Source organism: Isoptericola sp. NPDC057191, assembly GCF_042670225.1.
Lineage (GTDB): Bacteria > Actinomycetota > Actinomycetes > Actinomycetales > Cellulomonadaceae > Isoptericola.
In genome coordinates this window covers 14,735-37,735 of the sequence record NZ_JBHUWC010000014.1, presented here as the reverse complement: position 1 = coordinate 37,735, position 23,001 = coordinate 14,735, and the positions used below count along the sequence as shown (strand labels likewise).

Genomic DNA, 23,001 nt, shown 5'->3' with positions numbered 1-23,001 from the left:
CATTCGGGCGGAATGAGGACCAAGTCAGCACGCTCGTTGCCTCAGGGGCGGTCAGCGTCAGCGGTGGCGCGGCCACGGGAACGGCCCCGGGCCGTCCCAGCCGCCGCTCCCCTTCCCGCCGCCGTTCCCGTGACCGTTCCCGTGGCCGTTCCCGTGCCCGTTCCCCTGGCCCGGGTGCTCGCCGCGGCCGGCGCGGTAGACCTGCACCGTGGCCGGGCGGGGGCCGCGCCACGCACCGGCCGGCGCGGCCTCGCCCTCGGCGAGGTAGTCCGGGAAGTAAGAGTTCGGCGCGTCGAAGGTGCCGTCCTCGCCGGGGTGCTGGACGTTGACGTAGACCATCTGGTCGCGCGAGTCGACCACCGGTCCGCACGTCTCCGCGTCGCGCGGCACGGACAGGAACTGCTCCACCCGGCCGCGCTGGCGCCCGGTCAGCGTCACCTTGAACAGCCCGTCGCACTTCTGGATGGTCGACGGCGCGCCGTCCGTGGAGATCCACAGGTTGCCATCCGCGTCGAACGCGAGGTTGTCCGGGCAGGAGATCGGCGAGACCTGGTCGGCCGGGAAGCCCGAGAAGTACGTCGACCCGTTCACCGACGGGTCGCCCGCCACGAGCAGCAGGTTCCAGGTGAACGTGGTGGACGTCTGGTCGCCGCGGTCCTCGATGATCTCGACCACGTGGCCGTCGCGGTTCGTGGTGCGGGGGTTGGGCTCGGTGGCGCCCTCCTTGCCCGCCTTGCCGCGGTCGGAGTTGTTGGTGCACGCCACGTAGATGCGGCCGGTGAGCGGGTTGGGCTCCACGTCCTCGGGGCGGTCCATCTTCGTGGCGCCGACGGCGTCCGCGGCGAGGCGCGTGAAGACCAGCACCTCCTCGACCGTCATGCCGGCCACGCGGGACTGCCCGTCCTGGACCAGCGGGACCCACTCGCCCGTGCCGTCGAAGCCGCCGTCGGACGGGACCGCGCCCGTGCCGTCGATCTCGGACACCGGGGAGTCGCCGGTGAACCGCGCCACGTACAGGTCGCCCTCGGACAGCAGCGTCTTGTTGTGACGGCGCGCCCAGCGGCTGCTGCCGGAGCGGAAGCGGTCCTTCGAGACGAACTTGTAGACGTAGTCGAAGCGCTCGTCGTCGCCCATGTACGCCACCGCGTGGCCGCGCTTCGAGAGGATGACGTTGGCGCCCTCGTGCTTGAGCCGGCCCATCGCCGTGTGCTTCACCGGCGCCTCGTCGGGCTCGTACGGGTCCACCTCCACGACCCAGCCGAAGCGGTGGCTCTCGTACTCGTAGCCCGGGTTGCGGCCGTCGAAGCGCGGGTCGTCGAGCTCCCACCCGTAGCTGGTCGCGGCGTCCTTCAGGCCGTACCGCGCGTCGCGCGGGTCCTTGCCGTTGACGCGGAAGTTCGCGTTGTAGTTCTCCTCGCCGGACACGACGGTGCCCCACGGAGTCGTGCCGCCCGCGCAGTTGTTGAGGGTGCCGCGCACGCGGGTACCCGTCGGGTCCTCGACCGTCTTGAGGAGGTAGGAGCCGGCCGCCGGGCCGTCGACCCGGAACTCGGTGTCCACGGTGATGCGGCGGTTGAAGCGGCTGATCCGCGAGTACGTCCACGGCGACCCCTCGCGGTCGCGGCGCACCTCGACCACGGACATGCCCCAGGCGGCGCGCTCGATGGCGCGGCGGGTGGCGGCGTCGTACGACGCGTCGAACATGATGCCCGCGTTGGTGTACTCGTGGTTGCTCACCAGCAGGCCGCGCTTGCCGCGGTGCGTCTTCCCGGGGCGGACGTCGTCGGGGTCGGCCGGCAGGATGTCCAGGTAGTCGACGTTGTAGCCGAACTGCTTGGCCTGCTGCTCCGGCGTCTGGTGCGCGGCGTCGAACGCGCGGCCGCCGGGCAGGATCGGGTCGCCCCAGCGGATGATCGGCGACCACTCGTAGCCGTCCGGGACGACGAAGGCGTCGACCGCGGCGTCCTGCGGGGTGATCGCGCCGAAGGCGAGGCCCTTGCCGGCCCCACGGCCCGTGGCGGTGGCGGCGCTCGCGCCCGGCGCCCCGGCCACCTGGGCGCCGACGACGACGGTGGCGGCCGCGGCGGCCAGGCCGCCCAGCATGACGCGCCGGGACAGCGCCCGGGAGGCGACGTCGCGGAAGTACTCGTTCGCGGACTCGTTCGGTGCCGGGTGCGAGCACGCGTCGGCGCACTTGAGCCGGCAGGTGACGGCGCTGCGCTTGCCGCGCGCGTAGTGGGGGCTGTGAGGCGTGGCCGCGAGCTCCAGCAGCGGGCGCGACTCGGGGGCGATCGTCATCGGGCACTCCTGAGGGTGTGCAGTGCAGGACAGGGGGTGACCTGCCCGAACGTAGGGAGCACCGATGGCGCGCGGCCGTCGTGACACCGTCCCTCAGGTGAACAGCAGGTGACGCCCAGGACCCGGCGTCAGCCCAGCGACGCGACCCACTCGGACGTGCCGTCGTCGAAGCCCTGCTCCTTCCAGATCGGCACCTCGGCCTTCAGCTCCTCGACCAGGTCCGAGGCCGTGGTGAACGCGGCCTGCCGGTGCCCCGCGGCGACGGCCGCGACGACGGCGACGTCACCGACGGCGAGGTCGCCGGTCCGGTGCACGACGGCGGCCCGCACGCGGTCACCCGTCGCCGCGGCCGTCCGCCGCGCGACGCGCTCGGCCACGGCGCGCAGCACCGTGGCGGCGTCCGGGTGCGCCTCGTAGTGCAGGCGGTCCACGCGACGTTCCTGACCTGCCGCACCGTCGTGGTCGCGCACGTAGCCGGTGAACGTCGCGACCGCGCCGCACGCGTCGTCGCGCACCAGCGTGCTCAGCTCGGCGACCAGCGTGTCGAGCGGGGTGTCGACGACGTCCGCGCGCAGCACCACGGCGTCGGGCCCGGCGCCGTCGCCGGCGGGGGTGGCGGAGACCGTCGCGGAACCCGTCGCCGCCGAGACCGCGGGGACGGGATGGTCGCCACCGGCGAGCTGGTCGACGGCGTGCGGGAGGATGTCGGCGAGCGCGTCGAGGCCGTCGACCACGCCGCCGACGGAGCCGGGCAGGTTCACCACCAGCGTGCGGCCGGCCACGCCTGCGACGCCGCGGGACAGGGCGGCCGCCGGCACGGCGCGCTTCGCGGGGTCGACCGGGGCGAGCGAGCGCGCCCGGACGAGCTCGGCGATGCCCGGGACCTCACGGTCCAGGACGGCGAGCGTGGCCTCCGGCGTGCGGTCGCGCGGGCCGAGACCGGTGCCGCCGCTGGTGACGACCAGGTGCGGCGTCTGCTGCGGTGCCGCGGCGAGCAGCGCCGCGATCGCCTCGCGCACCGGCTCGCCGTCGGGCACGACGACGGGAGGCGACGTGCGCCAGCCGCGCGCCTCGAACCAGGCCACCGCGGCGGGCCCGGAGCGGTCCTCGTACTCCCCCGCCGCCGCGCGGTCCGACGCGACGACGACGGCGACGCGGCGCTCCGGCCGCGCCTCGCCGTGCTCGCCCTCGTGCCTGTGCCCGTGCGTCCCGCTCATGCGCCCTCCCCGTCCGGCGTGGCGGCTGCGCGCGTCCAGTCGCCCGACTTGCCGCCCGACTTGGCCACGACCTGCACGTCCGTGAGCACGGCCGCCTTGTCGACCGCCTTGATCATGTCGTAGAGCGTCAGCCCCGCGACGGTGACGGCGGTGAGCGCCTCCATCTCGACGCCCGTGCGACCGGTGGTGCGCACGGTCGCGGCGATCTCGACCGCGCCCGAGCCGTCGGCGGTCGGCACGACGTCGATCTCGACGCCGGAGATCGGCAGCGGGTGGCACAGGGGCACGAGGTCGGGCGTGCGCTTGGCGCCGAGGATCCCCGCGATGCGGGCGGTGGCGATCGCCTCCCCCTTGGGCAGGTCGCCCGTCGCGATGCGCGCGACCACGTCCGGCCGCGTGCGCAGGACGGCGGTCGCCGTCGCCTCGCGCCGGGTGACGTCCTTGGCGGACACGTCGACCATGTGGGCCGCGCCGTCGGCGCGGTAGTGGGACAGGCCCTGGTCCGGGGTGGTCGGGTCGGTCAACGGAGCTCCTGGTAGTCGACGGGGTCACCGGCCGCGAGGCGGGAGACCCCGGGCGGCACGTGCACGAGGATCGTCGCGGCGGCGAGATGGGTCAGCAGGTGCGAGCCGGGGCCGCCGCTCATCCGGACCCGGCCCTCGGCGTCGAGCACGCCGCGCCGGACCTGGTGCAGCGCCGGGGGCGAGTCGAGGGGTTCGGCGAGCGGCGCGCGGCCGGCGGGGCGGCGCGCGGGCGTCGCGCCGGTCGCGGCGGCCAGCAGCGGCCGCAGGAACAGCTCGAACGACACGTACGCGCTCACCGGGTTGCCCGGGAAGGCCACGAGCGGCACCTGCACCCCCGCGGAGCTGTCAGCACCAGGTGAGGGCATACCCGCACGTGGCTCTGACAACTCTCCGAGGGTGACGGTGCCGAGGCCCTGCGGCCCGCCCGGCTGGACGGCGACGTGCCCGAACCAGGCCCCGGTGAGCGTCTGGCGCACCACCTCGTACGCCCCCGCCGACACGCCGCCGGTCGTCACGACGAGGGTGACGTCGTGCGGGGCGTCCGCGAGGACGCGGAGCAGCGCGTCGGGGCGGTCCGGCACGACCCGCGTGGTGACCCGCGCGCCGGCCTGCGCCAGCGCGGCGGTGAGGGCGGCGCCGTTGGCGTCGTGCACCTGGGCGGGGCCGAGGGTCGCGCCGGCGGGCGCGAGCTCCGAGCCGGTGGAGACGAGCAGGACGTGCGGGGGCGCCGCGACGTCGACGGCCGGGACGCCGGCCGCCACGAGCGCGCCGAGCTGTGGCGGGCCGAGCGGCGTCCCGGCCGCCAGGAGCACGTCGCCCTGCGCGACGTCGGACCCCGCGGTCCGCACGAACGTGCCGGGCGCCACGGGGACGTCGAACCGCACCGTGGCGGCCGTCCCCGGGTCCGGGAAGCGGGGCGGGTCGGCGGCCTCGATCTTCACGACGGCGTCGGCGCCGGCGGGGACCGGCGCACCGGTCATCACGGGGGCCGCGGTGCCCGGCTCCAGGGGCGGCGGCTGCGTCCCGGCGGGGACGGGCGCCACGACCGGGAGGATCACCGGGCCGGACGCGGCGACGGCGAGGTCGGCCGAGCGCACCGCGTAGCCGTCCATCTGCGCGTTGTCGAAGCCCGGCAGAGCGACCGCCGCCACGGCGTCCCGCGCCAGCACGCGGGGGGCCAGCGCGGCGGCCGTCGCCGTCTGCGCCAGCAGCGTCGCGACGTCCACCCGCACCGTGTCCCGCTCGCGCGCCGCCGCCAGCGCGGGCTCGACCAGCGCGGCCACCGCCGCGGCGTGGTCGGCCACGGACCGCCGCGCGCGCATCCCGTCCTCCTGCACGGACGTCAGCCTATGGTCTCCCCGAACACACCCGCAGATGCGGGACTATGCTGCGTCCTGTGCCGCACATGCGAGTCTCCGAAGCCTCCGTCTATCTCGGCGTCAGCGACGACACCGTGCGCCGCTGGATCGACCGCGGCCTGCTCGGCTCCACCACGGACGCGTCGGGACGCAAGGTCGTCGACGGCTACGAGGTCGCCATGGTGGCGCGCGAGCACGCCACCGTGCCGGCGCTGCCGGGCGGCATGAAGAGCTCCGCGCGCAACCGCTTCGTCGGGCTCGTCACCGACCTGCAGGTGGACACGGTGATGGCCCAGGTCGAGCTGCAGTGCGGCCCGTTCCGCGTGGTGTCGCTCATGAGCAGCGAGGCCGTGCGCGACCTCGGGCTGGAGCGCGGCTCCGTCGCGGTCGCGGTCATCAAGTCGACGACCGTCGTCATCGAGGCCGAAGCATGACCGGCCCGGGACGGGCGATCAGCCTGCGCCGGCCCGCAGCGGCCGGGGTCGCGATCCTGTCGACGGCGGCAGCGGTGGCGGCGCTCGCAGGCTGCGGCGCCCAGCCCGGGGACGACGAGGCAGCGGCGCCGGGCGGCGGAACGACGACGCTCACCGTGTTCGCCGCGGCGTCGCTCAAGGCCTCCTTCGAGGACCTCGCCGAGCAGTTCGAGGCCACGCACGACGGCGTGGACGTGCAGCTCAGCTTCGCCGGGTCGTCCGACCTGGTCGCCCAGATCCAGCAGGGGGCACCGGCGGACGTGTTCGCGTCCGCCGACACGGCGAACATGGACAAGCTGGCGGCCGACGACCTCGTGAGCGAGCCCCGGGACTTCGCCACCAACACCCTGGAGATCGCCGTGCCGCCGGGCAACCCAGCCGGCGTCGAGGACCTCGCCGACCTCGCGGACCCGGACGTGAAGCTCGTGCTGTGCGCACCCGCGGTGCCCTGCGGGGCCGCGTCCGCGAAGGTCGCCGACGCCGCGGGCCTCGACCTGCGGCCGGTCAGCGAGGAGCAGAGCGTCACCGACGTGCTCGGCAAGGTGATCGCGGGCGAGGCGGACGCCGGGCTCGTCTACGTCACCGACGTCGCCGCCGCGGGTGACGACGTCGAGGGTGTCGAGCTCCCGGAGTCGTCCAGCGCCGTGAACACCTACCCGATCGCCCCGGTGGCCGACACGGACCAGGCGCGGCTCGCGCACGACTTCGTCGACCTCGTGCTCTCCGACGACGGGCAGCAGACCCTGGCCGGCTACGGCTTCGCCGCGCCCTGACGGTCATGCCGACCACCCGCGCCCCGCGCACCCGCCGCCCCGAGACCGCCGTCGGCCTGCCGCGCTGGGCCTTCGTGCCCGCCGCGCTGGGCGGCCTGTTCGTGGTGCTCCCGCTGGTCGCGATGGCCACGCGGGTGGACTGGTCGGGCTACTGGTCGCTGATCACGAGCGAGTCGGCGCGGGCGGCGCTGGTGCTGAGCCTGCAGACGTCCGCCGCGAGCACCGCCGTGTGCCTCGTGCTCGGGGTCCCGATGGCGCTGGTGCTGGCGCGCTGCCGCTTCCCCGGGATCGACCTGCTCCGCTCGCTGGTGATGGTGCCGCTGGTGCTGCCGCCCGTGGTGGGCGGCATCGCCCTGCTCTACACGTTCGGGCGCCGCGGGCTGCTGGGCGAGACGCTCCAGGTGGCCGGCCTGCAGATCGCGTTCTCGACCACCGCGGTGGTGCTCGCGCAGACGTTCGTCGCGCTGCCCTTCCTGGTCACGAGCCTGGAGGGCGCGCTGCGCACGGGAGGCGCCCGGTACGAGGCGGTCGCGGCGTCCCTCGGCGCCCGCCCGACGACGGTGCTGCGCCGCGTGACCCTCCCCCTGGCGTGGCCGGGCCTGCTGTCGGGGGCGGTGCTCTCGTTCGCCCGGGCCCTCGGCGAGTTCGGCGCCACGATCACGTTCGCCGGCAGCCTCCAGGGCGTCACGCGCACCCTGCCGCTGGAGATCTACCTGCAGCGCGAGACCGACCCGGACGCCGCGGTCGCGCTGTCGCTGCTGCTCGTCGTCGTCGCCGTCCTCGTCATCGCCGCCACGCGACGCGAGCGGGGTGTCCGGTGACGCTCACCCTCGCCGCCACGCTGCCCGACCGCGGGTTCGACGTGCAGCTCGACGTGGCCGAGGGCCGCACCCTCGCCCTGCTCGGCCCGAACGGCGCGGGGAAGTCCACCGCGCTCGGGCTCGTCGCCGGGACGCTGTGCCCGCACGACGGGCACGTCACCCTGGACGGACGCCCGCTGGTGCGCGCCCAGGGCGGCCGCACCCGCACGTGGGTACCCCCGCACGCACGCCAGGTCGCGCTGCTCGCGCAGGAGGCCCTGCTGTTCCCGCACCTGTCCGTGCGGCAGAACGTCGCGTTCGGCCCACGCTCCCGAGGCGTGCGACGTCGCGACGCCGACGCCGCCGCGGGCCGGTGGCTGGAGCAGGTCGGCCTCGCGCACCTGGCCGACCGCCCGCCGTCGACCCTCTCGGGCGGGCAGGCGCAGCGGGTGGCCGTCGCCCGCGCGCTCGCGGCCGAGCCGCGGGTGCTGCTGCTCGACGAGCCCATGGCGGCCCTCGACGTGGACGTCACGCCCGAGCTGCGGCAGGCGCTCCAGCGGCTCCTCGCCGGGCGGACGGCGGTCCTCACCACCCACGACGTGCTGGACGCCCTGCTGCTCGCCGACGAGGTCGCGGTGATCGAGGACGGACGTGTCGCCGAGCGCGGCCCGACGACGCAGGTGCTGAGCCGGCCACGCAGCGCCTTCGCGGCGCGGATCGCCGGGCTGAACCTGCTCACCGGGACGTGGACCGGCGACGGCGTCCGCACGCCCGCGGGCGAGGTGGCGCACGGCCGCACGCCGGGAGATGCGCTGGTCCCGGGCGCACCGACGATCGCCGTCTTCCGCCCCGCCGCCGTCTCCGTCTACCTCGAGGAGCGGCACGGCTCGCCGCGCAACACCTTCCGCGGCACCGTGACCTCCCTGGAGCCGCGTGGCGACCTCGTGCGCGTGCGCACCGACCACCTCGCCGCCGACGTCACGCCGCAGGCCGCCGCCGAGCTCGCCCTCGTCCCCGGCACGCCGGTGTGGCTGTCCGTCAAGGCGGCGGAGGTGGACGTCTACCTCGGGTGACGCGCCGGTACCCCGCGCGCGGCCGGGTGGTCAGGACGGCGTCCCGAGGGGGGCATCCTGCTTCAGGTCCGCACCGAGCGCGGCGCACCGCTGCACCAGCGTGCGACCGTCGGCGAACTCGATCCCTTGCGCGAGGAGGTCGCTGGCATGAGCGGGGCCGCGCCATTCGAACAGCGCTCAGGACAGGGACGCGATCTCGTCGGATCGAGCAGGCTGCTGGGGCGATCGTCGTGTGGAGCCGTCACGTCAGCGTGCTGTTCTGATCGCGACACCCGCACGCGGGGCGTTCAGTCCTCTCCCTGACGAACGGAGACGAGGATCCACGTCTCGTCCTCCTCGGACGTGACCGCGACCGATACTTCCCGGCCCATGTTCGTAGCGACGAAGTCCGGTTCGCCGGTGTAGGGCCCGAGATCGAGAACACGGGCGTCAGCGCCGGCCCGCACACGAAGCCACGCCGCGTCGTGAGTACCGGTCGCGCTGACGCTGAGGAGGAACTCGCCCGCCGACGACAGCAGACCGGTCGAGGTGACGACCCGAGTCCACGCGGTGTCGACAGCCGACGGATCGGGATCGTCGTCGGCGATGCGGACGGTCGGGACCGCCGAGGCTGACGAGAATTCCCGCCAGACGTCACGCACCTCGTCGACGGTGCCCTCCGTTCCGAGAACCTCGAATCCGGCACGTCGAACAATCTCGTAGGGGTCGGTCACGGACCTAACCTTCCGGGTAGTAGTAGTGGTGCTTCCCACCGATCTGTTGGTAACGCTCGGGGTCCGTCCCCCACCCGAAGTTCACGCCGTCTCTCGACGGGTCGCTCTTCGGCTGTCCGGCGTGGAAATGCGGCGCGGGAGCGTTCGGGTCGTTCGTGTGATGACCGACGCGCGACCGCACGTCCAGGCTCACGCTCAGGCCCCTGCCCAAGTTCATGCCCGGTCCCCCCGCAGGTCAGTCACCAGTTCTCGCCCTCTACCGCCCCGAAAGAGAGTAACCAGCGCCGCGGCTGATCCACCACGGAGAGACCTGCCCGTCGACCCCGGTCAGCGCCTACGCCGGGGGCGCGAGCTCCAGCCGGTACCCGCGCTTCACGACCGTCTTGATGAGGTCACGGCGCCCGGCAGCCTCGCGCAGCCGCGCGACGGTCACCTCGACGGCGTGGGGGTCGCGGGAGGTGCCGGGCAGGACGTCGAGCACGCGCTCGCGCGGCACGACGTCGCCGCCCGCGGACGCGAGGAGCCGCAGCACCTCGACCCCCGTGGGCGACAGCGGCAGCACCTGCTGGTCCAGGACGGCGACGCGGGCGCGGATGACGAGCGGTCCGGCGACGGTGGCGAGCGCGACGGACTCCAGGTGCTCGTAGTGCCCCACGATCGACCGCACGAGGGCGCCGAGGCGGCCACGCTCGGGCTGGAGCGTCGGGATCCCGCGTGACTCGAGGGGTCGCGCGGTGACCGGCCCGACGGCAGCGGCGACCATCGACCCGTCGGCGAACCGGGCCACGACCTCGTCGCGCAGCCCCTGTGCCTCCACCGCGCGCAACCACGCCTCCGCGCCGGGCGCGGACGTGAACGCCACCGCGTCGATCTCACCGGCCGCGGCGGCCCGGACCGAGGACTCGACGGCGCCGGGGTCCGGCGGCGGGCCCCAGCGGTACACGACCAGCGCGGAGACCCGGCCGCCCGCCTTCTCGAAGACGGCGTCGAGGCCGTCCGCGCCGGCCCCGTGGTGCTGGATGGCGACGTGCAGCCCGCTCACGCCCTCGCTGAGCAGCACCTCGGCGACCTCGGCCGACGTCTCCGACTCCGCCACCCAGTCGGCCTGCAGCCCTGCCGCCTGGATGGCACCGCGCGCCTTGGGGCCGCGCGCGACGAGGCGCGAACGGCCGAGGACGGCGAGGAGGTCGTCGGCCAGGCCGTGGGCGTCGGCGGCCTCGATCCAGGCGCGGAAGCCGACACCGGTGGTCGCGACGACCACGTCCGGCGGATCGGCGACGAGGGCCCGCGTGGCGGCGATCAGGGAGTCGTCGTCCACGTGCGGCACCATGCTCAGCGCGGGGGCGTGCCGGACGGCGGCGCCGCGACGCTCGAGCGCGGCGGCCAGCTCGCCCGACCTCCGGTCGGCGGTGACGAGCACCGTGCAGCCCGCCATCACCTGGCCCAGCGCGGGCCGGGGCCTGTGCTGCTCGGCGTCCTCAGCCACCGACCCGTCCTGCGGCTCCTGCGTCACGCGCGACCTCCAGCAGCTTCTCGTCCGCCACGTCGCCGATCACGACCACGGCCGGCGCGCGGACCCCGACCTCCTCGGCACGCTTGGCGGCCAGGTCGAGGGCGACACGCGTGACCCGCTGGTCGGGCAGCGAACCTCGCTCCACGATAGCGACGGGGGTACCCGGTGCAGCGCCGGCGTCCAGCAGGCGGGCCACGATCCCGGGGAGGGCTGCCACGCCCATGAGCACGACGAGCGTCGCGGCGCGGGAGGTCACGCACGCGACCGACACGTCGTCGAGGTGTGCCTCGCCGTCGCGCGTGTGCCCGGTGACGACGTGGAACGCCGTCGTCGTCCCGCGGTGCGTGAGGGGGACGCCGGCGAGCGCGGGCACGGCGAGCGCCGACGACACCCCGGGCACCACCTCGACCGGCACCCCGGCGGCGCGGCACGCCGCGACCTCCTCGCCGCCCCGCCCGAAGACGAACGGGTCGCCGCCCTTGAGCCGCACGACGTGCGCGCCGGCCAGCGCCCGCGCCACGAGCAGCGCGTCGATCTCCGCCTGCGGCAGCGTGTGCCGCCGCGGCGTCTTGCCGACGTCGACGACCTCGACGCGTGGGTCCAGGTCGTCGAGCACCTCGCGCGGCACGAGGCGGTCCGTGACGACGACGTCGGCCGCGGCCAGCGCCCGCCAGGCCCGGTAGGTGAGCAGGTCCGCAGCGCCTGGGCCGGCGCCCACGAGGGTGACGCGCCCGACGCCGGCGGCCCGGGGCGTCGTCATCCGATCCCCACGTGGACCACGCCGTCGCGGACGGCGACCGGGTACGACGCGAGGTCGCCCGCGAGCCCCGCGCGCGGCTCCTTGCCCGCCGCGTCCAGGCAGCGACCGGTGTGCAGCTCGAAGACCTGCTTGTACACCGGCGACGCCACCGTGGGTGTGCCGCGGCGTGTGCCGACGAGACCGCGCGCCATGACGTTCGCGCCGGAGTACGGGTCGAGCTGCTGGACGGCGCAGACCGTCCCGTCGACGAGGCGGAACAGCGCCACCTGCCGCTCCGCGCCGTCGGACCCGGTGACCAGGGCGGCGGCGCCGCGCTCGGGGACCAGCGCGTCCAGCGGGCAGACGGCGGTCCAGCCGGGGCCGTCGGTGGTCGCGGGCTCGGTCGTGATCGGCAGGGTGGTCATGCGCGCACCTCCAGGGTGGGGCCGGCGACGAGGACGGGGCTGGTGAGGGCGGAGACGAGCCCGGGGTCGACCGGTCCGGCCTCCCCCGCCGCGATCTCGTCGGCGGTGGCGGGCCGCTTCTGCCCGCGCTCGGGCACGTAGGCGAGCGCCGGGTCGGGCGTCGTCGGGGCGTTGACGAAGGAACCGAACCGCGCCAGCTTCTCCGGGTCCTCCAGGACGGCCTTCCACTCGTCCTCATACCCCTCGACGTGCTGTGCCATCGCGGCGTCGAGGTCGGCGCCGAGGCCGAGGGAATCCTCGATCACGACCGCGCGGATCGCGTCGAGGCCGCCCTCGTACTCCTCGACCCAGGGGGCGGTGCGCTGGAGCCGGTCGGCCGTGCGGATGTACAGCATGAGGAAGCGGTCGATGGTGCGGATCAGCTCCGCGGACGTGAGGTCCTCCGCGAGCAGCTGCGCGTGCTTGGGCGTCTGCCCGCCGTTGCCGCCCACGTACACGTTCCAGCCCTTGTCGGTGGCGATGACGCCGACGTCCTTGCCGCGCGCCTCGGCGCACTCGCGGGCGCAGCCGGAGACGCCGAGCTTGAGCTTGTGCGGCGAGCGCAGGCCGCGGTACCGCAGCTCGAGCTCGACGGCCATGCCCACCGAGTCCTGCACGCCGAACCGGCACCACGTGGACCCGACGCACGACTTCACGGTGCGCAGCGACTTGCCGTACGCGTGCCCGGACTCGAACCCGGCGTCCACGAGCCGCCGCCAGATCTCGGGCAGCTGCTCCACGCGGGCGCCGAACATGTCGATCCGCTGCCCGCCGGTGATCTTCGTGTAGAGCCCGAAGTCCTGGGCGACCTGCCCAACGACGATGAGGCCCTCGGGCGTGACCTCGCCCCCCGGCATGCGCGGGACGACGGAGTACGTGCCGTCCTTCTGCATGTTGGCGAGCATGTGGTCGTTCGTGTCCTGGAGCGCGGCCTGCTCCCCCGCGAGGATGTGCCCGTTGCCGAGGCTGGCCAGGATCGACGCGACCGTCGGCCGGCAGATGTCGCACCCGCGGCCGGCGTCGCTGGCGCCCTCGGGCACCCGCCCGAACCGGTCGATGATGGCGCTGAAGGTGTGCAGGTCGGCCACCCGGACCGCGTCGAACAGCTGTGCGCGGGAGAGGTCGAAGTGCTCGCACAGCGCGTTGCTCACCTCGACGCCGGCCTTGGTCAGCTCCGTCTTCGTCAGCTTGGTGACCAGCGGCAGGCAGGCGCCGCACGTGGTGCCGGCGCGGGTGCACGCCTTGACGCCGGCGACGTCCGTGCAGGCGTGCTCGGTCACGGCGGCGCGGATCGCACCCGCCGACACGTTGTTGCAGGAGCAGACGTTCGCCTCGTCGGGGAGCTCGAGCGCCGGGGCACCGCCGGTGCCCTCCGGCAGCAGGAACGCCGACGGGTCGCCCGGGAGCTCGGCGCCCAGCATCGGCCGCAGCGACGCGTACGGCGCCGCGTCCCCGACGAACACGCCGCCCAGCAGGGTGCGCGCGTCGTCGGCCATGACGAGCTTCTTGTAGACGCCGGCCAGCGGGTCGGCCCACACGATCTCGACGGACTTCTCGCTGCGGCCGTGCGCGTCACCGAAGCTCGCGACGTCAACCCCGGACAGCTTGAGCTTGGTGGCGGTGTCCGCCCCGGGGAAGGTCGCCTCCCCGCCGAGCAGCCGGTCGGCCACCACCTCCGCCATCGTGTTGCCGGGCGCCACCAGTCCGAGGCACCGGCCCTCGATGCACGCGACCTCGCCGATCGCCCACACGTGCTCGTCCGCGGTGCGGCAGCTCAGGTCGACGACGGCGCCGCCGCGCTCGCCGACCTCCAGCCCGGCCGCCCGGGCCAGCTCGTCGCGCGGCCGCACGCCCGTGGCCATCACGACGACGTCCACGTCGAGGCGGCCGCCGTCGGCGAAGTCCATCCGTCCCACGTGCCCGGTGCGGCGGTGCGGGCGAATCGCCTTGGTCGCGGTGTCCGTGCGGACCGAGATGCCCTTGTCGTTGATGAGCCGCTTGAGCGCGTGCCCGCCGCCCAGGTCGATCTGCACGTCCATGAGGTGCGTGCCGAACTGGATCACGGTCGCCTGCGCTCCGAGCGCCTTGAGCGCGCCCGCGGCCTCCAGGCCGAGCAGCCCGCCGCCGACGACGGCGCCGCGCACGGGGCGCTCGACCGTGCCGCCGCGCGTCTCGACGCGGCCCGCCTCGCGCTTGGCCTCGACCCAGCCGCGCAGCGCCGCGACGTCGTCAATGGTGCGGTACACGAACACGCCGGGCAGGTCGTTGCCGTCGATCGGGGGCATCGCGGCGCTCGAGCCCGTGGCGAGCACGAGCTCGTCGTAGGCGTGCACCCGGCCCAGGCGGTCGGTGACGGTCCGGGCCGCGCGGTCGATCGTCGTCACCGCGCAGTCGCGGTGCAGCTCGACGAGCGGGTCGTCCCACAGGGCGGGGTCGCCGAGCGCGAGCTCCTCGGCGTCGCGGACCTCGAAGTACCGGGTGAGGCCCACGCGGTCGTACGGCTTGCGCGGCTCCTCGGCGAAGACGCTGACGCGCCACGCGCCCGCGTCGTCACGGGCGCGCAGCGCCTCGACGAACCGGTGGGCGACCATGCCGCCGCCGACGACGACCACGTGCCGCCGGCTGTCCTGCCGCGGCGTGCTGGGGGGCTGCTCGCTGCTCATGCCCTGACGCTAGGAAGCCGCCGTGTCGCCGTCGTCAGGCAGCGGTTACCTCACGGGAACATCTGCCTCACGCGCGAAACATGCCGCGCGAGAGGACGCCCGCACCTGCGTTCCTCGGTGGAGTCGTCAGCTGCCCGGGACAACCTCCAGCAGGCCTTCGTCCGACGTCGGGACCTCGAAGCCGTCGTGGTACGCCGCCGCCACCTCGGGGGCCAGGACGACGTCGTGCGGGTGCTCGGCGGCCCGCGCGGCGACGCGCGCGAGGGCGACGTCGCGCGGGGTGTCGACGAGGACGACCAGAGCCTCGGCGCCGTGTGCCGCGCCGAGCGCCCGGTACTCCTCGCGCGACGCGCGAGACCAGAACGACGAGTCCACGACGACGTCCCGGCCGGCCGCCAGCAGGCTCTCGACCTGCGCGCGCAGCGCGTCCGCCACCCCGCGCGCCACGTCGTCCGGCAGCGGGTGCACCGCGCCGTGCCCCGCCTCCCACGCCAGCTCGTCGACGGAGGCGACGGCGTAGCCGTCCGCGGCGTAACGGCGCGCGTGCGTGGACTTGCCCGCGCCGGCGGGCCCGCACAGCAGGACGAGGTTCGGCACGGTCGTGACGCTACCCTCGCTGTCCATGCCGACGACGGAGCCGACGACGAGCCCGACGACGAGCCCGACGACGAGCCCGACGACGCAGCTCGACCCGCGCACCACGGTGAACCCTCAGGTCCGCGCCGTCGCCCGCTGGCTCGGCCGCCTCAACGCCCGGTACCCGTGGAACCACAACGACCACTTCCACGGGTGGATCCTGCGACGGCTGCCGCGCCGCAGGCGCCGCGCGCTCGATGTCGGCTGCGGCACGGGCACGCTGATCGATCGGCTGCGCCGCGCCGGGGCCACCGTCGTCGGGATCGACGCGGACGCCGCGATGGCCGAGGCGAGCGCCGCGAGGTTCGCGGACGACCCGGGCGTGAGCGTGCGGCACGGGCGGTTCGAGGACGTCCCCGCCGACGGCTCGTTCGACGTCGTGACGATGGTCGCGTCGCTGCACCACATGGACCTCTAGCCCGCCCTGCGGCACGCCGCCGGTGTCCTGGCGCCTGGCGGGCGGCTGCTCGTCGTCGGGCTCGCGCGCCTCGGCGCCCGGCGCGACCTCGCCGTCGACCTCCTCTCGGCGTTCACCAACCCCCTCGTCGGCATGATCAGGCACGCGCGACCCGGCCGGGCCGCGCCCGACGCCGACGACGACGGCCCGCTCATGCCCGTGCGCACGGCGGACGAGACGTACGGCGAGGTCCGCGAGACCGCCCGACGCGTGCTGCCGGGCGCGCGGTACCGGCAGCGCCTGTTCTTCCGCTACACGCTCGAGTGGACCCGGCCGGCGGGGCCCTCGTCGTCCCGCGGCTGCCCGTCGAGACCCTCTCCTTCATGGGCGCCGGAGGACGCCAGGGCCGTCCCGGCGCTGCCGCACGACCTGGGCACCTGACGCGTCACCGGCCGCCCCTCCGATCAGAACGTGGGGTCGCCGTCGTCACCTTCGGCGTGGGTGGCGGGTTCGACTGGTATCGCGCCACTCGTCGTGGCGGCCTCGTGTGGTCGCTCGTCGGTGGGAGGTTCGAGCGAGGCCTGGTGGGCGAGGTGGTCGGCCTCGGTGGCCCAGGCGTCGAGCTGGACCAGGGTGTGGTCGGCGGTGCCAGGGCTGGTGAGGTACGTGCGGCCGCGGGGTGAGGTCCAGGCCAGGACGCCGGCCCCGAGCTGTTCGACGTGCCAGCGGGACTCGTGCTTGAGGGTGTGGTGCTTGCGGCACAGCGAGGCGAGGTTGCCCGCGTCGGTGGCCCCGCCGTCTGCCCATGCGGTGGTGTGGTCGATGTCGCAGCGGCGTGCGGGCACGCGGCAGCCGGGGAAGCGGCAGGTCAGGTCGCGCTGGGTGAGGAAGGCGCGCAGTTCGGCGGGCACGACGTAGCTGCGCCGGTCCACGGTGAGCATCGCCCCGGTGACCGGGTCCGTCAGCACCCGCCGCAGAGTGGGGGCGCGCGCGACGAGGTGGCGTGCCGTCTCCGCGTCGATCGGGGTCGTGCCGTCCAGCAGGCCTGATCCCTCGCCCGCACCGGTCAAGGTGCTGACCGGCACGGTCACGTGGACCACCGGCCGGACGGTGCGGGCCAGGACGGCCAACGGGTCGGGTGGCAGGGCAGGTGGCAGGTCAGGTGACAGGTCAGGTGGCGGGCCCGGGTTGACCGATGGTGCGTGCCGGGGAGCAGGGTCCCGGCCTGGCGGGCCACCCGGGTCGCCCGCGTGGTGCGAGCCGCTCATGTCGCTGCCGTCGAGCACGAGCGCGGTCAACGTGGCGGCGCGCAGCTGCCCGACCCCGCGCGGGTCGCCAGCCCCCTTCGCTCGCGTGGCGGTGCAGGTCAGGCGGTCGTGCACGGCGCGGGCTACCGGGGTGGGCAGGTGCGCGGCCAGCCAGGACATCCCGTCGGCGCCGTCGTCCACCCACACGTCGGCCTTGAGCTGCGCGGCCTCCCGCCGCACCTCGGCAGGAACCGGGTGCAGCCGGTCGCGCGTGGCGCGGGCCAGCACGCGGAACCGGGCCGCCGTCATACCCGGTGCTCGGCCCAGCACCGCCCGCTCCACCTGAGCGGCTGCCGCAGCAGGCAGGTCCGCGACCGCGTCCGCCAGCCTGGCCGCGTGCTGGTACGAGATCGCCCCCGCGCACAGCGCGTCCAACGTCGCCGTCGCCTTGACCGCCAGGACGTCCGCATCGGCGAGCCACCCCTGCGCGACGTGCTCGCTCACCCCCAGCGAGCACGCCACCTCTGCCACCAGAGCCCGGTGCGCGACCGAACCCCGACGCTCCTCCGACGCCGAGACCACCCGCTCCACCTCGAGGTCCAGCATCGCTCCCTCGTGCGTCGAGGCGAGCACCTCGGCCAGCGCGACCGTGCGCCGACCCGCCGCCGCGTTCACCGCGACCTGCTCGTCTGCCGCGCGATCCAGCGCAGCATCCAGCGCAACATCCAGCCGCGAGGCTGCTGCGGGTCGGCGCGTCGTCATCACCCCAGCCTAGCGACGTTCGAACACGTGTTCTAGAGCCTCGGTCGGGACCTGTGGACAACGCGGGTCAGGTCGCCACCGAGACACGTTGCACCGCCGCCAGCCAGTCCACCAGCCCGCACACGGCGTCCTTGCAGCTGCCGCAACCGGTGGTGGCGCGGGTCGCGCGGGCGACGTCGTCGACCGTCTCCGCGCCGTCGGCGACGCACGACGCGATGTCGTGCTTCGTGACGCCGTTGCACCGGCAGACGGTCGCGTCGTCGGGCATGTGCTCCGGGCTGGTCGCGGGCGCCGGCGCTCCCATGACGGGGGTGAGCAGCAGGTAGGCCGGGTCGGCCGGCACCGGGGTGCGACGCGTGTACGCCGCGGTCAGGTCGGCGGCCACCCGGGCGTCGCCGACGCACGTCGCCCCGACCAGGACGCCGTCCGCGACGACGGCCTCGACGTAGCGGCCGGCCACGGGGTCGGCCAGGCGGACCGTCCGCTGCCCGGGCCGGTGGTCGCGCCGCGTCCCGGACACCCCCATCGACACCACGCTCAGCGGGCCCGCCTTGACCTTCACGACGTCGGTGCCGCGCGTCTCGATGCCGCGGTCCGTGGCGGCCCGCGAGGACAGCAGCGCACCGAGCCGCACCGCCATCGACGGCTGGGTGCCGTCGAGAGGCAGCCGCAGGTGCTCGCGCGGCGCAGGAGCCGGCGCGCGCGCCGCCACCACCGGGGCCGGGGACGACGCCGCCGCCCGGGCCACGAGGTGCTCGGCGAGGCGACGCGCCTGGTCCCAGCCCTCAGCGACCAGGCCACGGGAGCCCTCGGGCGGCTGGGCGCAGTCGCCGACGGCGAAGATCCGCGGGTCGCTGACGCTCGCCAGGTCGGGGCCGACGACGATGCCGTGGTCGACGGCGAGCCCCGCGTCTGCGGCGAGGCCGGTCTCGGGCACGGTGCCGCAGGCCAGCACGACGAGGCCGGCGGCGACCACCTCCCCGGGCTCGCGCACGTCCCCGGCCAGCCGCACGCCGACGACGTGCCCGCCGACGACGAGCGCCTCGCTCGGCCGCACCCTCGTGCGCACCGTGACCCCAGCCGCCTCGAGCCCGTCCGCCAGCACGGCGCCGGCCTCGACGTCGAGCTGGCGCTCCATCGGCGACGCCCCCGGGTGCACGAGGGTGACCAGGAGCCCGCGCCCCGCGAGCCCGTGCGCCGCCTCGACGCCGAGGACGCCCCCGCCCACGACCACGGCGCGTGGGGCGTTGACGGTGGCGGCGACGATCTCGCGGGCGTCGTCCAGCGTGCGCAGCGCGTGCACCCCGGCCGGCATCCCGCCTCCCGCCGCCGCGAGGCCCGCGACGGACGGCACCCGCGGCGCGGACCCGGTGGCCAGGACCAGCACGTCGTAGGGGTGCCGGGCGCCGTCCGCGGTGAGCACCACCCGGGCGCGGCGGTCCACGGCCACCGCCGCGAGGTCGCGGCGGACCGTGGTGCGGGCGACGTCGGGCAGCGGCATCGCGATCGCGGCGACGTCGGTGCGTCCCGCGACGACGTCGGACAGCAGCACGCGGTTGTACGGCTCGTAGGGCTCGGCGCCGAGGACGGTGACGTCGAGCGCCTCGTCGACGTCCCGGCGTGCGAGCTCGTCCGCGAGCCGGGCGCCGACCATGCCGAGGCCGACGACCACGACGCGCTGCGGCACCCGCAGCGAGGTGTCGGACGGGTTCATGCGGGAACCTCCTGCGACTCGTGCGAGCGCGAGGCGTCGCGACCGGTGGGCTCCGGGACGCCCGGGGCGGGCGTGACCTCCACGGCGCAGACCTTGAACTCCGGCATGGCGGAGACGGGGTCGACCGCGTCGGTCGTGATGCGGTTGACGCTGCCCGCGCCGCTCCAGTGGAAGGGCATGAAGACGGTGTCCGGGCGCACGGCGTCGGTCCAGCGGGCGGTGGCCTCGACGGTGCCGCGCGCCGACGTCAGGCACGCCCGCGCCCCGTCGGCGACACCGACCCGCAGGCCCAGCTGGGGGTGCAGCTCCACGTAGGGCTCCGGCACGAGCCGTTCCAGCTCGGGGACGCGGTGCGTCTGGGCGCCGGACTGGTAGTGCTGCAGCACCCGGCCGGTCACGAGGTAGGTGGGGGCGTCCGCGCGCACGTCGTCGCTGGGGCCGACGTGGTCCACCACGACCGCGCGCGCCCGGCCGTCCGGCGTCCCGAAGCCGTCCAGGAACATCCGCGGCGTGCCGGGGTGCTCGCCCTCCCCGCCGTCGGGTGCCGGGCACGGCCAGTACAGCCCGGCCTGCCCCGCCCGCTCGGCGGCGTCCAGGCGGGCGTGGCTCAGGCCGGAGTAGTCGGCGGGGCCGCCCGCCGAGGCCCGGGCGAGCTCGTCGAAGACCTCGGCCGGGTCGGTGCCGAGGTGGACCGTCGAGCCGAGCCGGCGCGCCAGCTCGGCCAGGATCCACAGCTCGGACCGCGCCTCGCCCGGCGCCGTGGTGGCCTGCCGCCGCCGGATCACGCGCCCCTCGAGGTTCGTCATCGTGCCCTCCTCCTCCGCCCACTGGGTGACGGGGAGGACGACGTCGGCCAGCAGCGCCGTCTCGGACGGCACGGTGTCGCACACCACGAGGAGGTCGAGCGCGGCCAGCCGCTCGCGCACCCGGTCGGCGTCCGGCGCGGAGACCACGACGTTCGAGCCGTGGACGAACAGCGCGCGCGGCCCGCCCGGGGTGCCGAGCGAGCGCAGCAGCGCCACGGCGGGCCGGCCCGGCCCGGGCAGCGTCTCGGGCGCCACGCCCCACACCGCGGCGACGTGGGCGCGGGCGACCGGGTCGTCGATCTTGCGGTAGCCGGGGAGCTGGTCGGACTTCTGGCCGTGCTCCCGGCCGCCCTGGCCGTTGCCCTGCCCGGTCAGGCAGCCGTAGCCGGACCCGACGCGCCCCACGAGGCCGAGCGCGAGCGCGAGGTTGATCGCCGCCGTCACCGTCGCAGTGCCCTGCGTGGACTGCTCGACGCCGCGGCCCGTGAGCAGGTAGGCCCCACGGCCGCCGCGCCCCGGCGACGCCGCCGCGAGCAGCCGGGCGACGTGCCGCAGCTCCTCGGCCGGCACGCCGCAGACGGTCTCCGCCCGCTCGGGCCACCACGCCGCGACCGAGCGCGCGACGTCGTCGAAGCCGGTGGTGCGGGCCGCGAGGTACTCCCGGTCGGCCAGCCCCTCGGCGAGGACGACGTGCAGCAGGGCGAGCAGCACCACGAGGTCGGTGCCGGGCACGGGCTGCAGGTGCACGCCCTGCGCGTCGTCCGCGAGCCGGGCCGTGGCCGAGCGCCGCGGGTCGACGACGACGAGCCCGCCGGCTGCCCGCGCGCCCGCCAGGTGCTGCACGAACGGGGGCATGGTCTCGGCGACGTTGGAGCCGAGCAGCACGATCGCGTCCGCTCCCGCGAGGTCGGTCACCGGGAAGGGCATCCCCCGGTCCACGCCGAAGGCCCGGTTGCCCGCCGCGGCCGCCGACGCCATGCAGAACCGGCCGTTGTAGTCGATCAACGGGGTCCGCAGCACGGTGCGCGCGAACTTGCCCAGCGCGTACGCCTTCTCGTTGGTCAGGCCGCCGCCGCCGAAGACGGCGACGCCTGCGGGGCCGTGCTCGGCCTGGATCGCCGTCACCCGGGCGGCGACCAGCCCGAGCGCGTCGTCCCAGGTGGCGGGGGTCAGCACGCCGTCGGCGCCCCTGACGAGGGGCGTCGTGACACGGTCGGGGGCGCGCAGGACCGTGGCGCTGGTCCAGCCCTTCTGGCACAGGCCGCCACCGTTGGTGGGGAACGCGCGCGGCGTCACCGTCACCGGGAGCGACCGGGCGGGCGCCGCCGCGGCGGGCGCGAGGTCCATGCCGCACTGCAGGGCGCAGTACGGGCAGTGGCTCGCGACCGCCGCGGCGTCGGGCGTCGTCGTCATACGCGGGCCGCCGCCATCCGCGAGCCGCGCCGCGCGTAGACCGCCCAGGTGACGACCGCCATCACGACGTACGCCCCGACGAACACCCACAGCGCGGCGACGATCGAACCCGTCATCGAGGTCGACAGCGCGAACCCGCGCGGGATGAGGAACCCGCCGAACGCGCCGACCGCACCCGCGATGCCGATGCACCCGGCGGCGGCCTTCGCCGTCGCCGCCAGGTCGCGCGCGCCGCCCGCCACCCGGAACGCCGCCGGGATCATCCGGTACACCGACCCGTTGCCGACGCCCGTGGCGACGAAGAGCAGCATGAAGGAGGAGAAGAACAGGACGAAGCTGTGGCCGCCCAGCGCGGTGATGGCCCCGACCGCGCCGACGATCATCACGGCGTAGCAGGTCACGGTCACGACGGCGCCCCCGACCCGGTCGGCGAGGATGCCGCCCAGCGGCCGCGCCACCGAGCCGACCAGGGCACCCATGAACGCCAGCGACAGCGTCACGTCCGGGAACTGGCCCGCGAGCAGCGTGGGGAACGCTCCCGAGAACCCGATGAACGAGCCGAAGGTGCCGATGTAGAGGAACGAGATGATCCAGGTGTGCGGCTCGCGGACCGCGACGGCGAACTGCCGGGGGTCGGACCTGGCGGCCGACAGGTTGTCCATGAACCGCCACGCGAGGAGCACGGCCAGGACGATGAAGGGGACGAACATCAGCCCGGCCCGCTCCAGCGCCACCCCGGCGCCTGCCGTGATGACCAGCGGCACCGCGAGCTGGACGGCCGCCGTCCCGATGTTGCCGCCGGCCGCGTTCCAGCCGAGCGCCGCGCCCTTCTCCTTCTCCGGGAAGAAGAACGAGATGTTCGCCATCGACGACGCGAAGTTGCCGCCGCCGAAGCCTGCGAGCGCGGCTACGAAGAGCATCACGCCGAACGACGTCTCCGGCCGCTGCACCACGAACGCCAGGGCGAGCGTCGGGATCAGGAGCAGGGTGGCGGAGACCATCGTCCAGTTGCGGCCGCCGAAGACCGGCACGGCGAGCGTGTACGGGATGCGCAGCGTGGCGCCGACCAGGGACGGCACGGCGATGAGCCAGAACAGCTGGTCGGTGGTGAAGGTGAAGCCGGCCGCGGGCAGCTGCGGCACGACGATCGACCACACGGCCCACACGCAGAAGCCGAGGAACTCGGAGAAGACGGACAGGGCCAGGTTGCGCCGGGCGACGCGGCGCCCGCCGCCGGCCCAGAAGGCCGGGTCCTCCGGCCGCCAGTCGTCGATCCAGCGGCCCGGGCGGGAGCGCGACCCGGTGGCGGTGCCCCCGGGCGCGGCGTCGTGGGCCGGGACGGCCGTGGTCGGAGCAGCCATCGCGTGTCCTCCTGTGCGCGGGCCCGACGACGCGGGCGGTGGGTAGGTGCCGCCGGC

General features: G+C 75.3%; 20 protein-coding genes. 6 read left to right on the top strand and 14 right to left on the bottom strand.

Annotation, left to right across the window (positions count from 1 at the left end):
• Positions 1-57 precede the first annotated feature (57 nt).
• The 4 genes from ACFT55_RS04285 to glp form a co-directional block, all read right to left on the bottom strand.
• Positions 58-2,298, bottom strand: coding sequence for a PhoX family protein (locus ACFT55_RS04285; RefSeq protein WP_380241845.1), 2,241 nt, complete (start codon positions 2,296-2,298; stop codon positions 58-60).
• Positions 2,299-2,426: 128 nt separating this feature from the next.
• The gene (locus ACFT55_RS04280; protein WP_380241843.1) at positions 2,427-3,515 is read right to left on the bottom strand and encodes a molybdenum cofactor biosynthesis protein MoaE; all 1,089 of its coding nucleotides are present in this window, start codon (positions 3,513-3,515) and stop codon (positions 2,427-2,429) included.
• Complete coding sequence (gene moaC / locus ACFT55_RS04275) at positions 3,512-4,039, bottom strand: cyclic pyranopterin monophosphate synthase MoaC (RefSeq protein ID WP_380241841.1); 528 nt, start codon at positions 4,037-4,039, stop codon at positions 3,512-3,514. The genes ACFT55_RS04280 and moaC overlap by 4 nt, the downstream gene beginning before the upstream one ends.
• Positions 4,036-5,376, bottom strand: coding sequence for a gephyrin-like molybdotransferase Glp (glp, locus tag ACFT55_RS04270; RefSeq protein ID WP_380241839.1), 1,341 nt, complete (start codon positions 5,374-5,376; stop codon positions 4,036-4,038). The genes moaC and glp overlap by 4 nt, the downstream gene beginning before the upstream one ends.
• 59 nt (positions 5,377-5,435) lie before the next feature.
• Between glp and ACFT55_RS04265 the strand changes: the two genes are divergently transcribed.
• The 4 genes from ACFT55_RS04265 to ACFT55_RS04250 are packed head-to-tail and all read left to right on the top strand — an operon-like array spanning position 5,436 to position 8,516.
• Positions 5,436-5,831, top strand: a complete 396-nt coding sequence (locus ACFT55_RS04265; RefSeq protein ID WP_380241837.1) for a molybdopterin-binding protein — start codon at positions 5,436-5,438, stop codon at positions 5,829-5,831.
• Entirely contained in the window at positions 5,828-6,643 is an 816-nt protein-coding gene (gene modA / locus ACFT55_RS04260) for a molybdate ABC transporter substrate-binding protein (RefSeq protein WP_380241835.1), read from the top strand. Before ACFT55_RS04265 ends, modA begins: the two co-directional genes overlap by 4 nt.
• Before the next feature lie 5 nt (positions 6,644-6,648).
• Entirely contained in the window at positions 6,649-7,464 is an 816-nt protein-coding gene (locus ACFT55_RS04255) for an ABC transporter permease (RefSeq protein WP_380241833.1), read from the top strand.
• Positions 7,461-8,516 (top strand): sulfate/molybdate ABC transporter ATP-binding protein, encoded by a 1,056-nt coding sequence (locus ACFT55_RS04250; protein ID WP_380241831.1) that lies wholly within the window; start codon positions 7,461-7,463, stop codon positions 8,514-8,516. Before ACFT55_RS04255 ends, ACFT55_RS04250 begins: the two co-directional genes overlap by 4 nt.
• Before the next feature lie 287 nt (positions 8,517-8,803).
• Here the strand turns inward: ACFT55_RS04250 and ACFT55_RS04245 are convergent, their stop codons facing one another.
• The 6 genes from ACFT55_RS04245 to ACFT55_RS04220 form a co-directional block, all read right to left on the bottom strand.
• Positions 8,804-9,229, bottom strand: coding sequence for a hypothetical protein (locus tag ACFT55_RS04245; protein WP_380241828.1), 426 nt, complete (start codon positions 9,227-9,229; stop codon positions 8,804-8,806).
• A gap of 334 nt (positions 9,230-9,563) precedes the next feature.
• Positions 9,564-10,664, bottom strand: a complete 1,101-nt coding sequence (locus tag ACFT55_RS04240) for a uroporphyrinogen-III synthase (RefSeq protein ID WP_380241859.1) — start codon at positions 10,662-10,664, stop codon at positions 9,564-9,566.
• Positions 10,665-10,707: 43 nt separating this feature from the next.
• Entirely contained in the window at positions 10,708-11,502 is a 795-nt protein-coding gene (gene cobA, locus ACFT55_RS04235) for a uroporphyrinogen-III C-methyltransferase (protein ID WP_380241826.1), read from the bottom strand.
• A complete protein-coding gene (gene nirD / locus ACFT55_RS04230; protein ID WP_380241824.1) occupies positions 11,499-11,906 on the bottom strand; it encodes a nitrite reductase small subunit NirD in 408 nt (135 codons plus the stop codon). The genes cobA and nirD overlap by 4 nt, the downstream gene beginning before the upstream one ends.
• The gene (gene nirB / locus ACFT55_RS04225) at positions 11,903-14,608 is read right to left on the bottom strand and encodes a nitrite reductase large subunit NirB (RefSeq protein WP_380241822.1); all 2,706 of its coding nucleotides are present in this window, start codon (positions 14,606-14,608) and stop codon (positions 11,903-11,905) included. The genes nirD and nirB overlap by 4 nt, the downstream gene beginning before the upstream one ends.
• Before the next feature lie 126 nt (positions 14,609-14,734).
• Entirely contained in the window at positions 14,735-15,205 is a 471-nt protein-coding gene (locus ACFT55_RS04220) for an AAA family ATPase (RefSeq protein ID WP_380241820.1), read from the bottom strand.
• A gap of 25 nt (positions 15,206-15,230) precedes the next feature.
• Here ACFT55_RS04220 and ACFT55_RS04215 point away from each other — a divergent pair, with 25 nt between their 5' ends.
• Together ACFT55_RS04215 and ACFT55_RS04210 are read left to right on the top strand one after the other, a co-directional pair.
• The gene (locus ACFT55_RS04215) at positions 15,231-15,662 is read left to right on the top strand and encodes a class I SAM-dependent methyltransferase (protein WP_380241818.1); all 432 of its coding nucleotides are present in this window, start codon (positions 15,231-15,233) and stop codon (positions 15,660-15,662) included.
• Between the two features lie 132 nt (positions 15,663-15,794).
• Positions 15,795-16,082 (top strand): hypothetical protein, encoded by a 288-nt coding sequence (locus ACFT55_RS04210; RefSeq protein WP_380241816.1) that lies wholly within the window; start codon positions 15,795-15,797, stop codon positions 16,080-16,082.
• A gap of 23 nt (positions 16,083-16,105) precedes the next feature.
• On the opposite strand, the gene ACFT55_RS04205 is transcribed toward ACFT55_RS04210, so the two are convergent.
• The 4 genes from ACFT55_RS04205 to ACFT55_RS04190 all read right to left on the bottom strand — a co-directional run bounded on the left by ACFT55_RS04205 (position 16,106) and on the right by ACFT55_RS04190 (position 22,944).
• Complete coding sequence (locus ACFT55_RS04205) at positions 16,106-17,650, bottom strand: DUF222 domain-containing protein (RefSeq protein ID WP_380241814.1); 1,545 nt, start codon at positions 17,648-17,650, stop codon at positions 16,106-16,108.
• 67 nt (positions 17,651-17,717) lie between these two features.
• Positions 17,718-19,364 carry an FAD-dependent oxidoreductase gene (locus tag ACFT55_RS04200; protein ID WP_380241812.1) on the bottom strand — a complete coding sequence of 549 codons (1,647 nt, stop codon included), beginning with the start codon at positions 19,362-19,364 and terminating at the stop codon, positions 17,718-17,720.
• Positions 19,361-21,583: a molybdopterin oxidoreductase family protein gene (locus tag ACFT55_RS04195; RefSeq protein ID WP_380241810.1), complete on the bottom strand. Its 2,223-nt coding sequence runs from the start codon at positions 21,581-21,583 to the stop codon at positions 19,361-19,363. The genes ACFT55_RS04200 and ACFT55_RS04195 overlap by 4 nt, the downstream gene beginning before the upstream one ends.
• A complete protein-coding gene (locus ACFT55_RS04190) occupies positions 21,580-22,944 on the bottom strand; it encodes an MFS transporter (RefSeq protein ID WP_380241808.1) in 1,365 nt (454 codons plus the stop codon). Before ACFT55_RS04190 ends, ACFT55_RS04195 begins: the two co-directional genes overlap by 4 nt.
• Between the last annotated feature and the right edge of the window lie 57 nt (positions 22,945-23,001).